The sequence below is a fragment of the Paenibacillus lactis genome (assembly GCF_017873605.1).
In the GTDB taxonomy this organism is placed as follows: Bacteria; Bacillota; Bacilli; order Paenibacillales; family Paenibacillaceae; genus Paenibacillus_AQ; species Paenibacillus_AQ lactis.
Genome location: NZ_JAGGKI010000002.1, coordinates 68090 through 82674 on the forward strand (window position 1 = coordinate 68090; position 14585 = coordinate 82674).

12 protein-coding genes are annotated in these 14585 nt (G+C 49.0%); 4 read left to right on the plus strand and 8 right to left on the minus strand.

Translation table 11 applies throughout. The annotated features are described in order from the left end of the window. Positions 1 to 310 precede the first annotated feature (310 nt). Complete coding sequence (locus tag J2Z18_RS03295; protein ID WP_007132492.1) at positions 311 to 1432, minus strand: sensor histidine kinase; 1122 nt, start codon at positions 1430 to 1432, stop codon at positions 311 to 313. Then, entirely contained in the window at positions 1423 to 2142 is a 720-nt protein-coding gene (locus J2Z18_RS03300) for a response regulator transcription factor (protein ID WP_028407380.1), read from the minus strand. The genes J2Z18_RS03295 and J2Z18_RS03300 overlap by 10 nt, the downstream gene beginning before the upstream one ends. Before the next feature lie 187 nt (positions 2143 to 2329). Between J2Z18_RS03300 and J2Z18_RS03305 the strand changes: the two genes are divergently transcribed. From J2Z18_RS03305 to J2Z18_RS03315, 3 genes are read left to right on the plus strand one after another with little or no spacing between them, the layout of a single operon-like run. Further along, on the plus strand, positions 2330 to 3061 hold the full coding sequence (locus J2Z18_RS03305) for an ABC transporter ATP-binding protein (RefSeq protein ID WP_007132494.1): 732 nt from the start codon (positions 2330 to 2332) through the stop codon (positions 3059 to 3061). Then, positions 3054 to 3758, plus strand: a complete 705-nt coding sequence (locus J2Z18_RS03310) for an ABC transporter permease (RefSeq protein WP_007132495.1) — start codon at positions 3054 to 3056, stop codon at positions 3756 to 3758. The genes J2Z18_RS03305 and J2Z18_RS03310 overlap by 8 nt, the downstream gene beginning before the upstream one ends. A gap of 31 nt (positions 3759 to 3789) precedes the next feature. Then, positions 3790 to 4656 carry a DUF4097 family beta strand repeat-containing protein gene (locus J2Z18_RS03315; RefSeq protein WP_007132496.1) on the plus strand — a complete coding sequence of 289 codons (867 nt, stop codon included), beginning with the start codon at positions 3790 to 3792 and terminating at the stop codon, positions 4654 to 4656. A 20-nt stretch (positions 4657 to 4676) separates the two neighbouring features. On the opposite strand, the gene J2Z18_RS03320 is transcribed toward J2Z18_RS03315, so the two are convergent. Both J2Z18_RS03320 and J2Z18_RS03325 read right to left on the minus strand, forming a co-directional pair. Further along, entirely contained in the window at positions 4677 to 5651 is a 975-nt protein-coding gene (locus tag J2Z18_RS03320) for a phosphotransferase enzyme family protein (protein WP_007132497.1), read from the minus strand. 42 nt (positions 5652 to 5693) lie between these two features. Further along, positions 5694 to 6257, minus strand: coding sequence for an SMI1/KNR4 family protein (locus J2Z18_RS03325; RefSeq protein ID WP_007132498.1), 564 nt, complete (start codon positions 6255 to 6257; stop codon positions 5694 to 5696). Between the two features lie 292 nt (positions 6258 to 6549). Here J2Z18_RS03325 and nfi point away from each other — a divergent pair, with 292 nt between their 5' ends. Then, a complete protein-coding gene (gene nfi, locus J2Z18_RS03330; protein WP_007132499.1) occupies positions 6550 to 7227 on the plus strand; it encodes a deoxyribonuclease V in 678 nt (225 codons plus the stop codon). Positions 7228 to 7358: 131 nt separating this feature from the next. Here the strand turns inward: nfi and J2Z18_RS03335 are convergent, their stop codons facing one another. The 4 genes from J2Z18_RS03335 to J2Z18_RS03350 form a co-directional block, all read right to left on the minus strand. Next, entirely contained in the window at positions 7359 to 7814 is a 456-nt protein-coding gene (locus tag J2Z18_RS03335; protein ID WP_007132500.1) for a DUF6630 family protein, read from the minus strand. A gap of 14 nt (positions 7815 to 7828) precedes the next feature. Beyond that, on the minus strand, positions 7829 to 8803 hold the full coding sequence (locus tag J2Z18_RS03340) for a hypothetical protein (RefSeq protein WP_007132501.1): 975 nt from the start codon (positions 8801 to 8803) through the stop codon (positions 7829 to 7831). 208 nt (positions 8804 to 9011) lie between these two features. Continuing rightward, a complete protein-coding gene (locus J2Z18_RS03345) occupies positions 9012 to 11270 on the minus strand; it encodes a dockerin type I domain-containing protein (RefSeq protein ID WP_007132502.1) in 2259 nt (752 codons plus the stop codon). Positions 11271 to 11436: 166 nt separating this feature from the next. Next, on the minus strand, positions 11437 to 14229 hold the full coding sequence (locus J2Z18_RS03350; RefSeq protein ID WP_050954092.1) for an OmpL47-type beta-barrel domain-containing protein: 2793 nt from the start codon (positions 14227 to 14229) through the stop codon (positions 11437 to 11439). Positions 14230 to 14585: the final 356 nt, after the last annotated feature.

The following is a 14585-nucleotide window of genomic DNA, read 5'->3' on the forward strand; positions in this document are numbered from 1 at the left end:
TGTTTTGCGTTTAAGGCAGCTATGAAAAATGTTCTTCCGATCACTCATTTCTCACTCTTGCCTCTTTACAAAATTCTTTAGTTCAACTTTGTAATTAAACGATTCTTAAACCTGCAATCGAATCTTTAAACAAACAGCAACCGGGCAGCCGCCCTCGCCCTATCCTCGTTTTCCCAAGAAGCGCAGATATGGGTAGGATGCGTTATTTCGGCGAAACTATACGGTTTTACCGCCAGGGGCCATCAGCCATGCCATGAAAAAGCCCGTCAAATCTTGGACGATTTGACGGGCAGATCGTATGATTATTCGCTTATTGCTCACTGCCCGAAGAGGACAAGCCCTTTTTCGGCAGCAGAACCGTAAAGGTAGTGCCTTTCGATGGCTCGCTCTCCACCGTAATCGTACCGTCATGGGCCTGGACCAGCTTGTAGACAATCGCCATTCCGAGCCCCGTCCCCTCAGAGGAAGAGTCCGTGGTGGTCCCGCGGTAATACTGGTGGAATAAATGCTCTACCGTATGAGCCGGCATGCCGACGCCGTTGTCCTTGATGCGAATAACGGCATGTTCTCCCGAGTCCGCGATCTGTACATAGATATCCGTATGCTCAGGATTGTGGAGGACGGAGTTCATCATTATATTTTGCAGGATGCGCTGCATGAATTTCGAATCAAAATCAACATGAATGGCAGGAGAATCCGCTTGAAAATGTAAATGATAGCTGCCCGCTTGCGGATTGTTGCTGATATCGGCCACTACCCTTTTCGTAAATTCGACGAGATCTTGATTCGTCTTCTGTAAGGGGAGCGCGCCATCAGCGCGATTCAGCTGCGTGACTAAGCTTAGGTCTTGAATCAATTCCTCCATATGCTTACCCTTGTCATCCATTTCCCGGATAAAAGAAATCGCTTCTTCCTTCGACCACTCGTACTGCTCATTCAATAAAAGGGCCGAGTAGCCCTTGATATAGGTTAACGGCGTCTTCAAATCATGGGAAATCCCCGCGATCCAATCCTGCTTCGCCTGCTCGATTTGGGTTCGCTCGATTTCGTTCGCTTGCAAAATGCTGCCCAAGGACTGCAGATGCTCCAGCACCTCCCGATAGAGGCGAAATCGCATGCGAAGCTTGCCTTTTCGGGTATATATCTTGGATACATTAGCAGGCGGCTTGTAAATATCCTGTGAAAGTCGATGAATCCAGGACATGATGAAGCCGAGCGGGCCGCCGAAATACCATCCGAACAAGGCAATGCAGAGCAGCGTGCTGGCCCCGAAGATTCCTCCTACAACAAGACCTTCATCGTCCATGCTGATATGGATACCGAGCACGGGAAGAAGCCCTTCCAGCATAATGACAATGAGCAAACCGGTCCCCAGCATCCATAGAATAAGTCCTAATGCCAAATGGATCGTGAATCGTGTTTTTATTCGCATAGCCGTTCCTCATTCGGGGGGATGAATTTATATCCGATTCCCCTTAAATTCACGATGATTTTCGGCTTTCGGGTATCGTCACCGAGTTTTTTCCGCAGCTTGGAGATATGGATCGTGACCGTTTTTTCTTCTCCGAACACATCATTTCCCCACACCAATTCGTATAGCTGCGCCGTCGTAAAGATATGATTCGGATGCTTGCAGAAGAAATGCAGCAGCTCCAGCTCCTTCGCCGTGCACTCTACAGGTTGACGCTTTACGGTTAACGTTGCCGACTCCGGATGAAAAGAGAAGTATCCGTAATCGTACGCCGTGTTTTGTTGAGCCGCATTCTCCATGAGTCTCTGCCGGCGAAGAATCGCCTTGATTCGGGCAGTGACCTCCAGCGGATTAAACGGCTTGGTAATATAATCATCCCCGCCAAGCCCCAGCCCCGTAATTTTATCGAAGTCGGTAGAGCGAGCGCTGATAAAAATAATCGGCGTATTCGTATGCCTCCGGATCTCCGTGCACAGCTCAAAACCGCTAAGGTCCGGGAGCATGATATCGAGCAAAATCATATCATATGTCTTCTCTTTGACACGCTGCAGCGCTTCTTTGCCCGATGAGGCGGTATCAATATGGGTGAAGCTCTCCTTCCGGAGCGTAATCTCCAGCAGCTTCAAAATCCCAATTTCATCATCGACAGCTAATATGGATGCAGATTCCATTATCAATTCTTCCCTCATTTCATATGTATCCTCAAACATGCTGTCTCTCTATCTTACTCTATTTAAAAAGGCAGGGGCTCCATCGAAGTAAAATGTTACGAGCTTTTTCCGCACCGTTTACTTTGTTTTTACTTTCATTCCCTAAGCTTAGGGTAGCACATCACTACGAAACGGGAGGTAATCAGACATGGACGCCGTCATTCAAATCAATCAGATAAGCAAGGCATACAAAGGCACGGAAACGATTAAGAACGTCAGCATGCGTATTAACCGAGGGGAGATTTACGGGTTTTTGGGTCCGAACGGAGCCGGCAAAACAACCGTGATGAAAATGATATTAAACCTGGTGAAGCCGTCTTCGGGTGAAATCCAAGTATTCAATCAGCGGATTCAACCGTCATCGGTTCAATACTTAAAAAGAATCGGCAGCATCATTGAATATCCCGTGTTCTACGACCGGCTGACGGCCGAGGCCAATTTGGAGCTTCATTGCAGATACATGGATTATCGCAATAAGCCGGCAATCCAGGAAGCGCTGGAGATCGTAGGTCTTCACGGCGTGGGGAAGAAGAAAATCCATGAATTTTCACTAGGCATGAAACAGCGGCTGGGGATCGCGCGCGCCCTGGTTACGAAGCCGGACATCCTCATTCTGGACGAGCCGATCAACGGACTGGATCCGATCGGGATCAAGGAGATGCGAGAGCTTCTCTTGCTGCTTAAGGAGAATTACGGTACGACCATTTTGATCTCGAGTCATATCGTGTCCGAAATCGAATCGGTCGCCGATGCGATCGGCATTATTCATCAGGGAACCCTGTTAAAGGAAGTAAGGTTGGAGGACATCCGAAGGCAGCATGCCGGATCGCTCGAAGACTACTTCATTCATCTCATTCATGGAGGCAAACGCTATGCTTAAACTCATAAAGCTGGAATGGCAAAAAAGCAACATCACCGGTTATTTTAAAGGATTAGCCGTTTGCATCATCGCTATTTTCGCCGCCGTCAGTTTGATGGCTCTGGGCTCGCGCGGTGAAAGTGAACCGATGTTTGAGAATTACGCCGCATTTATGTCTTTAGCGGATATTTTGACGCGCATCACCTATATCATTTTCGCAAGCGTGATTTTGTCGCGTTTAGTGATTGAGGAATACAAGAGCAACATGATCCAGGTGCTGTTCACCTACCCGCTGCAGCGAAAAAAAATCATGCAAGCCAAGCTATCGATTGTATTTGGGTTTTGTTTATTCAGCATCCTCGTCACGACGGTTGTCATCAATCTGTTAACGTACTTCTTGAATCCGAAGATCGGGTTATTTGAAGGATCGGTTCACGTGGATGAAATGATGGCTACCCTTCCGGCAACGCTGCTAAACGCCTTTATGATCGCCGGAATCAGCCTGATTCCTTTATTGTTTGGCATGAGGAAAAAGTCGACGGCTTCCACGATTACCTCGGCTGTCATCATCAGCTTCGTGATTAATGCCACGGTGTCTAACGGAGGAAGCTCGACCAGCCTGTTCCAATTCATTGCCGTCCCGATGACGCTCTGCCTGCTTGGGCTGATCCTTGGCTATTTTTCTTTTTACAGAGTGGATCGATGCGACGTGGCCTAAGATGTACCGTAGATAACTGGAGGAATCGAACATGAGAAAAATCATAACCGCTTCGCTGGTCTTGCTTGCCGTTGGCGGGTTAGCTATGGGCTGCCGAGGCCTAGGAACATCACAATATAACCATGAGGTATCCTTTGGGGCCGACCGAATTGATGAAATTGAAGTCAACAACGATTCTTGGGATATCGAATTCAAGCATTCAGATTCCCCAAGCATCACCATCGCTTGCGATGGGAAGCGGCAGAACAATAAGAGCGAACCAGTAACGATAGATCTTGACGGGAATAAAATCATCGTGACCCAGGAGGATCAAGGGGATGGCATGGGAGGCTTTACTTTTGGCAAAAAAGGCACGATCACCCTATCCATTCCTGACCATGAAGTCGATACGATTACATTGAATAACGACGCGGGGGATATCCAGCTGCAGGATGTCGCGGCCCCTCGCGTGGTCTTAACCAACCATTCGGGCTCAGCCGATCTCGAAGGGCTCTCGGCGGACCATGGTGAGTTTACTTCCATAGACGGGGATATCCAGCTGACAAACAGCTCGCTAAACGAATTAACGGTAACCACAGGCAGCGGCGGCAGCTATATTACCAACGTGACCAGCCCTGAGATGATAATAGCCTCAAATGATGGGGAGGTATCGATCAAAGCGGCCGAAGAAGGAAGGCTGCTGCGCGTTGAGACAGAATCCGGTGATATCGCCGTCTCCTATACAACGCCCCCGGCATCATTAAAGCTTACCGCGAACAGCGGCTCATCGGATATCCGCGCCCGATTAGACGGCTTTAAGGAAACACGGCGCACGGAACAATCCGTAGAGGGCACGATTGGAGATGCATCAAATACCTTAGAGCTAGTCAGCCAGGACGGAACGATCAGTGTAAAATAGTTGGGTTCCTGCGGGGGCAATTAAACGGAATAAAATATGCGTTCACCCGACAAATAAGGTGTACAGTACTCGGCACACAGCTTCGGCATCCGCTCGCGCATCCATGCATGGACGGATTCATTCTCCATCTGGAAGACATAGTATCCGATAATGGCCAGCAGCATGAAGCCTTCCAGCAGAACGAGTTCGTCTGTTCCCGTAGAATCATTGCCATAATAGCCTTTCAAGAAACGATCCCGAAGCTCCGATGGAACCATCATGGCACCCATAGCAACATCCGTGTAATAATACCCTGGCCCGAAAAAACCAAAATCGATAAAACCCAGCTCCCCTTCCGGGGTCATGATGATGTTCCCCAAGCTTAAATCGCCATGGATGAGTCCCCAGGCATCTTGCTGTCCGCCAGCTTCAAGCCGGGCATTTACCAGCGATACTGTTTGTTCAATAAGGGAAACATCGGAGGAAGCGAACAATCCTCTCCCTAGCCCTTTCTTTATAACCTCGATCATATATTGATTATAGCCAATCCCCTGACTCGGACGCTTGTCCAGGCCTTCCTGCTCGTACTGGCTATAGAATTGGTGCAGCTCTGCAATGCGAGTCCCCAGCTTCTCGACCAATATCGGGTCGCTTACGTCTTCTTTCCGCAGGTCTCTTCCCTCCAGCCAAGACAGCACAGAGCTGTTCCACCTCTTCCCCTCGAGCTCGATGATCGTAATCAGGTCACCTTTTCGATTACGCAGCGGCCTCTGGACGAGAAGATGATCCCGGTCTGACATCGCCTCCAGCATCTGCAGTTCACCCAGCAGACCGTCATAGGTATGCTGCAGACCGGCCATCCCGTCTTTGACCGGTTGATGAATGCGCAGCAGATATGGGCTTCCGTCGTGGCCTTTTACTTTATAGGTTCGATTCTCATTATGCCTGATAAACGTAATCTCCGGTTCCCGGATGCCGTATTGAATCAAAATATCCTGCAGCTGTTCATGTTGCATTTGGGCTTCTCCCTACCCTTCCTAATTATTGACTATATCATATCACCCTCTGAGGAACGTATGGTCAAAATACGTCTTGAAGTCCCTGTATAGATAATCCAGCGATGCTTTAAGCTCAGCCCGGTCCGTTTGCTCCTCATCCAGATCAAATAAGATTTCATGCTCGATCTCATAGATGGCACCGAAGTCTTCGCCAGCGTCTTCATTTACGTCGATGCACCATATCTTGCCGTATTCGGAATCCCATGTGAAAGGTAGATAGCCCAGCCGGCACAACAAGGGATTGTACATATCCCTGACGTTATCCAGCGGCTCGTCCACCGGTTGCTCAGGAATGACGTCAAAGTAATGATGATATGTAGAGATAAATGCTTTATACCACTCGAGAAATGTCAATCCGTACCCGTCTTCCAGTTCCCTAATATCAGCTTCACTTACAACGGAAGGGACCAGCTTCCAGATGGACCACTCCTCGTCGGTATCGGTAGCCTTCATCTCTGCAGGAACGTGAGGGCGCATCCACCTGCAGAAGCCGTCCTCCGTAACCTGGCTGTATTTTGCGTAATAGGCCTCAAAGCCTCGTTTGATATAGTCGCGTATGTCCATGTTCCAAATCTCCTTATGCAGAAAATACAACCCGCTCAGCGCTGCTAATTTATACGGAGAGGGAAGAGAATGTGCTTCGTTTCCGGTTCGAAACCGAATGTTCCTTCTTCCATGATCCCTATCCTTGATTCTATCAGCGGATCTTCCATATTATAGCATGACAAGGATCCCTGCTTGGATCACAAGATTCCCGCTCTACCGTCTTGCACAGACAATACCAAACAGGTGCATATTTATGTGCCTATGGATATTTGATAAAATATTACGATCAACCATTGGAGGATCACGTGTAATGGAATTAAAAACTACGCACAGGTGGGATTTAGACGAGCAGGAAGCCATTGAGCTACAGCATCAATTGGCTTTGCAAGTAATGAAGGAAGATGCGCTGGAGCCGGTTCGTTATGTCGCAGGCGTGGACGTTGCCTATAGTGAGCAGAATGATAAGCTTATCGCTGCGGTTGCGATTTTAGAGGCCGACTCCTTAACCCTCGTTGACACCGTTATGGTTGAAGAGAGCGTTTCGTTTCCGTATATTCCGGGGTTGTTTTCCTTTCGGGAGCTTCCGCCGATCATGAAAGCTTTTGAGCAAATCAGCATCTTGCCTCAGTTAATCGTTTGCGACGGTCAAGGGCTCGCGCATCCGAGACGTTTTGGGCTGGCCTGCCATCTGGGAGTTCTTTATGATATTCCAACGATCGGCTGCGGAAAAACAAAGCTCTCGGGAAGTTACGTTGAACCCGATATCCAGCGAGGCTCGTATTCACCGCTCATGGATCAACATGAAATAATTGGGAATGTATTGCGCACCCAGGACGGCGTTAACCCTGTGTTTGTGTCTATCGGCCACCGCATTTCTCTGGCGACAGCGTGCGAATGGATTTTAAAGCTCTCCCCCACATTCCGCCTGCCGGAAACGACCCGCCAAGCGGACCAAATCGTTAGAAAGGGATTAAAGCTTACCCAATAGCAAAGGATGGGATTGTTCCCATCCTTGTTATGTATAGTATTACTTTTCACGGGTAAACCGAGATGTGTAGTATACGTGATTTGTTGTACCAAACGATGTTGAATCTGCGATTTACGCCGCCTCCAGCAAGCCTACCTGTAATACTGGATACACCTTTCTAGAAAAGGGATTCTATCATCGAGCAGCAATTCTTCTTGCAGTAATGTTGTTATATTCTCTAATTTTGCAATGAATAGTGCGTAAAAATCGCCCGATGTGGGATATGAAAATAGCCCATACCCCTTAGGTGACAGTATCTTGTTAACCTCTCTGATTTTATCAGGTAAAAATTCATAGTTGTACGCTTCTAAATGCTCAAGGTCTTCTTTGGCTGCTAATTCAATATGATGGGCAAATTCATAGTCGAGAATAAAATTGACGATCTCTTGATATTGCTCACCTTTATAGTCCACGTATAAAAATTGTTTCGTTTTCAGACCAAATTTTAATAGGTCCTCATGGATGTCATCACTTCCTTCATCTCTCAAAAACGGTTCGAGATCCTTGTTATCAGGGAATAGCAGCTGTGCTATCTCTTGATCCTGCATACTTCTTCTCCCCCTTATTGAAACAACTCCCCATGCCGGTTAGGAATGTATTCGGGATAGTTTTCACGATAGAATTGATCGATCTTTTGAAGCATCGGGTCCCATTCAGGGTATGGCTCAGGGTCTCCAAACACCATTTTCGCTTCCGGGGTATTCATGAGCAATCCATCTGGCTGAGAGGGAACCGGCAACCCCAGTTTTCTTCTTACATGGAGCAAGAATAGGATTTCAAATGGATAAAATCCATATCGAAACTCACCAAACTCACCCAGCTGTCCAATTTCAGAAGCTAATGCAGAATGATACAGGGACATTGTCGAAATCAGAGATTCTATTTCCTGCAAATCACCTGTGGACCATCGTTCAAGCACTTCATCATAAACGTCTAGATCATCAGGGATTGATCCGCATCGCTGTCCAGCTTCCTTAAAGCTATTTGTCACGGCTAGATGCAATTGTTTATTCGTTCCCATGATGGTTTTATTTCTATACTGCAGGTACAGCTCAAGCAAAAACCAAATATGTCTGTTCTCTTCATTGGCATCCATTAAATGTCCACCGAAGTGATGAACCACAAAATCATATAGTATATTTTCTTCTTTCTCCCATCCATACATAGCGAAATGTACCAAGGTAATGACCACTTCTCTAAACGAATATCCCAAGATCATCTCCGGATACCTGATTGTATAAAGGTCCTGCCCCATACATTGATAAAACACGACCTTCTGCATGTTCTTTAATCCTTCTGGGTTGTTTTCACCGCTGATCAATACATCGTGTTTCCATTGTGACAAGTAATATGAGAAAATTTTATTTAGATTTATTAATAGGATATGATCTTTCTCTGTGTCATTTTGCTCTACGATTTTCTCAATCTTGCTTTTGCTGGCATCATATTTATCTTTAACATCTTCAAATTTGATCCCATCCACAAAATTTTTACTATATCTTTTATATGCCATTTCAAATTTCTTTTGGTTTAGCATTACATCCTCCCTATCAATGAACCTAGCTGAATAAGAGAAAGAGTTCCATGGATTTTAGATCTTTTAGAATTTCATATTCGAGATGGATAGTACGAAACCCTTGCAACAGGCCAAAATAACCCCATGAAAATGATGCGCATGCCCCGCTTACCCTTTACGAAGTCCAACCTAATAAACAGCCGCCCGAATCGGGCGGCCGCTCCATCAATTATGGTTGCTTTCGTTCCTCATTCATTTTCGCCGTAACGCTTCTGACATCCAGCGCGTTGATAACGCCATCCCGGTTCACGTCCAGCTTTCGCAAATCGCCCGCCGGTTCTTTACCGATATGCCTTGCTACCAGTCTGACGTCCCGGTGATCCACGATCCCGTTGCCGTCAACGTCTTCAGGCATTGCGGACTGCGTTCCAATCTGAATCCGCGATAAGAACGTACGGTCCTCGCCATCCGAATAATACAGATACCCGTCATCGCCGATCGTAAAGCTGTAGGCGCTTGTTACGGTTCGGAAGTCCATGGTAACCGGATCCACCGCCACCAGTTTCGTGCCGAAGAGGGCGTACAGAATGCCGTCGGAATCCCACTTCAAAGGAACGGACGACCATGCCCCGTAGTTGAACGGACCGCTGTGAATCTGCTTGTGCTTAACGATTTCCTTGGTCGCCGGATCCATCGCGAATATCGTTCCGTTAACAGCTCCCCAAATAAGTCCGTCATGTGGCCCGATCGTTAGACGACCGATAAATTCAGGCTTATCAATACCTTCAAGCTGAATGGACCATTCGTCGAGCTTCTGACCGGTCACGGCATCCATGGTGAACAGCTTAGCTTCATTAGCAGTCGGGTTGCTTCCAAGGCCGTTATGGATATTGGTGGACCCGAACAGAATGCCATCCTTATACGCCAGCCCGACGACGCTTTGATCTTGGACTACATTTCGGATCACCGTAACGCCGGTCTTATTCTCGGCATAAGCCTTGGGATCAATAATCGTCACGGCACCGCCGTTCACGCCGTATGCGGACACGCTGCCAAAATAAATGCGTCCCCCTCCGGATGTCGCTTCAATTAGGCGGTCCTGATGAGCCTCCGGGTCAACCTGCAGGAACAGGGAGGGATTACCGCTTCCCGGCTCCCTATTTTGATCATATTTGTGAACATTGGCCTTAGGATATACCCCCATATACATGGCATCCTCATGATAAACCATGCTGTCGGCCTGACCGAGCGAGATCGGCAATACTTGCTGTTGCTCCGGATCGTAAACAGCTCCTGTACCTGCACCGAGCGTACTCATAAACAATTGATTGTCCTTGCCCTGTTCAATGACATGAATGTTCAGGGGAGTCCCCTCTACGACGGGAGGCGTCACCGTCAGCTTGTTCTGCGTGACGTTGAAATAGACAATCCCTCCTCCAAACTGCATGGTCACCAAGTTCATCCCGATTAGATCGGGATTGTCATGGCTGGCAATCTCCATCCAATCCGCGCCCCGGAGCCCGCTTCCATATTTCATGCCGGTGGTTCCGATTTCGCCGGTCGCCAGGTTATAATACTTCAGCGTATTGTCTGCCACGAAGTACACCTTGTCTTGATAGGAGTCAGTTACATGCAGTCCCGTTACGTTGGACAATACGACATCGAGCCAACGAGAGGCTTTCACGTCATAAATGTACATATTTTTGGACTCGGAATATCTTGCAAATATATACCGGTCATCCACCAGGTTCATATCGTAGACAAAGCCGGTTTCTTGTTTGTTCATCAGCGGCTCGGCGATATTGACTTTAGCTCCCGATTCCAAATCCAACCGAATGATCTGACCGTGGGCGGTCCCTGCGTAAATATGCCCGCCTTCTTCATCCAGAGCGATTGACCGGACATATTCTTGAGCCTGATTGCCCAACATTCTGCCGTAATCCTTCGTTACCGTCCCCGCCCCTAAATCGTACTTGAACACCTTTCCTCCAGGGTAGGTGCCGATATATGCATTTCCTTGGCTGTCGGTTGCGAGGGACCACGGGCCTTCCTCACCAAAGTCATGCACCAGCTTCATTTCCTGGGTTTCCGTCGAATACAGCCACAATGTTCTATGGGAGGTTACATACACATGCTTGCCGTCCGGTGTCACTTCATGATGCCAAGCGTCCCCGCCCCCTCCGTGCATAATCGTCTTATGGATCACCGTATTGGTTGCCATGTCCACCACGTTGAACTGGGCCGGAGAACCTTTGACCGTCGTAAACATCACCTTTCTTCCGTCCTGTTCGCCAACCGCGCCGTCATAGATGCTGATCCCCCGAATCGGCTGCGCCAGACGCTCCGGCTCCCCGTATACCTTATCCTCCAAGCGAACGGCACCGCCCTGAACGGAATCCTGGGCGTAAGTCACGTTAACCGGGTGAATCGAAGCCACGCAAGCGCATGAAAGCATAACCATAAGTCCCATCTTTACACTCATCTTCATCAAAATCAGCACCTTCCTTCCACTAAATAATAAATTCATAGGAAACAGAAAAACTGCTGCGTGTCATGATGATCGCCGGTCTCTTGTAATTCATGAGGTCCTTAAAAGGAAGGGCATCTGGTCTACGAAGTTCATTCCAGATGCCCTTAAGAAGCTTAAAGAACGTTTATAGGAGTGCCGTGGCCGCCTGAATCAAATAAGCTGCGGCTTCCGTGGAAATATGCTTGCCTGCCTGCGCTTCGACTTGGTCAATGAATGAAGAAACGTTGCCTTTGGCGGCCTTTGTTGCCAGGCTGTTCGCAATCCCGTGATTATCGATCCAGCCCTGCTCCGCAAAGCGTTGCACCAGCTTTTCCAGACTTTCGAAGCTGTTTTCAATCGTAAACGTAATATCATGCACCGATTCATTGCCCGCCACATCGCTTGCCCGGATCGTCAACGTATGCTGGCCGAGCGGAAGGCGGAACAACGGAATGGAGGAGGAATCCGAATTTATTGGTTCGCCGTCCAGCGTGAGCGACGCGGTGTTCGAAGCAACCCCTGACCATTCATCCCGAAGCTCGAAGCCGATCTCAAGATCGTCCGAGCTGCTGATCACCTCAGGCACCGCCGATTTCCAATCGATGAAGGGCCCCTCGTGATCCAACCGCCATTGGATCGATTTCGCAGCTTCTTCATTTCCGGCTTTGTCGATGGAACGATAGGTGAGCTCATAGCGTCCGCTCTCGTTCACTTGCAAAGGCGAACCGGCATAGGACGTCCAGGTTTGCCCGCCATCCCACGAGTATTCAGTGGAAGCGATCCCGCTTCCTTCATCGTAAGCCGACAGCGTTACCGTTACAGGGCTGACATGCCACCCCTCTTGTCCATCAGGCTGCTCCGGGCTGACCGTGGCCTCTGTCGTTGGAAGCTGGGTATCCTCCTCTTCCCCAACATCGGAAACAGGGATCATGTACATCCGTGTTTCTTGCGCGTAGTATATGTTTCCGTCATTCCCTAGGGTAAAGAGCGCCGTATTAATCCCTAATGCCTCATGCTCCATCGTCTTCGGATCCAGAACCGTCAGCTTGCCATAGAGATCGGTATAGAGCAAGCCGTCCTGTCCCCATCTCAGATGGATCGGCCGCCACATCCCGTAATCCGTGACGCCCGGATAGATAACCTTGCTCTTCACTACCTCCTGCGTCTCGGGGTCAACGGCAAACAGTATGCCGTCCGCGGCAGCCCAGAGGAGGCCGTCTTGATCGAAGGTCAGCCCGCTGATCATGATCGGTGCCTTCACCGCTCCCGGGATATCCGGCGTAAACTCGCTAAGCTTCACCCCGCTTACGGCATCCCATACAAACATCTTCGCTTCCGATTCGGTCGGATCGATTCCGAGACCTCCCCGGATGCTGGTCGAACCGTAGACCTTGCCGTCCCTGTAGGCCAAGCCCACAATGCTCTGGTTATGCACGACTTGGCGATGTACATCGAATGTATTCGATGCCGGGTCGTACGCAACTAGGGCTCCGCCCAATTCCCCGTAATACGGTATCGTTCCGAAGTATACCTTTCCGTCTCCGGACGTCTGAACATAAGGGCGATCTTGATCTTCACCCATGTAGAACAGGGATACCGGATTCGGGTTCGGCTTGCTCGGATCCGTCTGGATCGGCTTCGTCGTATCCAATTTGCGGATCTCCGCCTTCGGATATATGCCGAAGTACAGATCATTGCCGAGCGAGCCGATGCTTTCGGCTTGACCCATCGGATACGTCGAATGGGTGCGCGTAACCGGATCGAATGCTCCTCCCAGTGCGGAGGTCATGCCGCTTGTATAAATTTTGCCGTCCGGCCCTTTCTCCAGAGCCTGGATCAGCGTAGGCTGCCCTTCGGCGACGGCAGGCAGCATCTTCTGTATGCCCGATTCAAAATTGAACAAGGCCGCCTTTCCGCCGAATTGGATCGTAACCAAGGTCTCCCCCGGAAGCTCCGGATCGTTCGGAAAACGAACCCATCCGCTGGAGCGGAAGCCGGTTCCGTAGGCAAGTCCCGTATCCGTCACCTGCTGCGTCGTCATGTCAAAAGCCTGGACCTTCCGATTTTGAACGAAATATACTTTCCCTTCATGTTCAGGCGATACATCGAGGCCGCCGTATCCGTTGTAAACCTCATCCAGCCACACGCCCCGCGCCATATCGTATATAATCAACGCGGTTGTTCCGTTGCCGTTTAAGTAAGCGAAGAGATAATCACCTCTTGCATCCAGACCGTATACGAACGGAAGACTGCTAACGCCCGGAATATCCCGAATCGGCAGTTCCTCCTTCTCGCCGGTAACCGGATTCAGCTTGACGATATGTCCAACCGTCCCGATTCCTGCATATACGATGCCATCGGCGTAAGCGATGGAACGAACATATCCTTGGCCCTCCACCATCGTGCCGTAATCCGTAAACGTCTCCGTTCGAGGATCGAATTTAAACACTTTGGCGTTTGGATACGTACCGCCGTACAGATTTCCCTGCTCGTCCGTAATCAATCCCCAAATCGAAGTTTCACCCGGAATCGCGACCCCAAGATCATCAAGCTCTTTCGTTTGAGAGGAATAGCGGTAAACCTTGGATTGACCTGCTATATATAACGTTCCGTCTTCGGCTACGGCTTTTGCCCAAGAGCTGTCCGCATCCGGAAGCGGGAACGTACGGAGCAGTTTATTGTCTGCGAGATCGATGACATTTAACATCGCCGGCTTCCCATTGACCGTGGTGTACATTACGTCCCGGCCGTCCTCTTGGCCATAAGCGCTTTCAAAAATCGCGATTTGCTGGATCGGAGCCCCCATGGAGACCGGCTCACCGAATTGTTTGTTAATCGGCGAACTCGCTTGCGCAGGCGATGCCTGCAGCGCAAATCCTACCAGCATGACCGTAATTAGCAGCAGCTGTTTCTTCAATTGTTTGATTCCCAATATCATTAAGGTTCCCCTTTCTTTCATATCGTTCCTGGCTCACACTTGGCTTTTAGGTGCACTTCGTTTACAGGCTTACCTCTTTTAGCCTCCTTTCTTATTGAAGTGGAGGGGCTTAGAACCGATAAACCAGGCCCTCGCTCCGTTCTTGCTGATTATTATAAAAACAAGCGAACGGTTTGAGAAATGTCTCATTTTCATGGAATTTGTAATTCTTCCTTGCGTTCTGGACGTCACCCCAAACTGCGCTTGATTCAAGAGGATGGAACGCTTGTGGAGATTTCAAAAGAAGTAGAAATCGCTTAACTGCCTGCTTTACACTTGCATCCAAATCCAGCCTTATTTAAAGGGGAGCGTTTAGC

What these genes read in the sequence shown, in the direction of transcription:
- J2Z18_RS03325 (WP_007132498.1), bottom strand. Translation starts at nt 6,257, where the DNA reads ATGGACATACGCGACTATATCAAACGAGGCTTTGAGGCCTATTACGCA.
- J2Z18_RS03300 (WP_028407380.1), bottom strand. Translation starts at nt 2,142, where the DNA reads ATGGAATCTGCATCCATATTAGCTGTCGATGATGAAATTGGGATTTTG.
- J2Z18_RS03320 (WP_007132497.1), bottom strand. Translation starts at nt 5,651, where the DNA reads ATGCAACATGAACAGCTGCAGGATATTTTGATTCAATACGGCATCCGG.
- J2Z18_RS03295 (WP_007132492.1), bottom strand. Translation starts at nt 1,432, where the DNA reads ATGCGAATAAAAACACGATTCACGATCCATTTGGCATTAGGACTTATT.
- J2Z18_RS03310 (WP_007132495.1), top strand. Translation starts at nt 3,054, where the DNA reads ATGCTTAAACTCATAAAGCTGGAATGGCAAAAAAGCAACATCACCGGT.
- J2Z18_RS03345 (WP_007132502.1), bottom strand. Translation starts at nt 11,270, where the DNA reads ATGAAGATGAGTGTAAAGATGGGACTTATGGTTATGCTTTCATGCGCT.
- J2Z18_RS03305 (WP_007132494.1), top strand. Translation starts at nt 2,330, where the DNA reads ATGGACGCCGTCATTCAAATCAATCAGATAAGCAAGGCATACAAAGGC.
- J2Z18_RS03315 (WP_007132496.1), top strand. Translation starts at nt 3,790, where the DNA reads ATGAGAAAAATCATAACCGCTTCGCTGGTCTTGCTTGCCGTTGGCGGG.
- J2Z18_RS03335 (WP_007132500.1), bottom strand. Translation starts at nt 7,814, where the DNA reads ATGCAGGATCAAGAGATAGCACAGCTGCTATTCCCTGATAACAAGGAT.
- J2Z18_RS03340 (WP_007132501.1), bottom strand. Translation starts at nt 8,803, where the DNA reads ATGCTAAACCAAAAGAAATTTGAAATGGCATATAAAAGATATAGTAAA.
- J2Z18_RS03350 (WP_050954092.1), bottom strand. Translation starts at nt 14,229, where the DNA reads ATGATATTGGGAATCAAACAATTGAAGAAACAGCTGCTGCTAATTACG.
- nfi (WP_007132499.1), top strand. Translation starts at nt 6,550, where the DNA reads ATGGAATTAAAAACTACGCACAGGTGGGATTTAGACGAGCAGGAAGCC.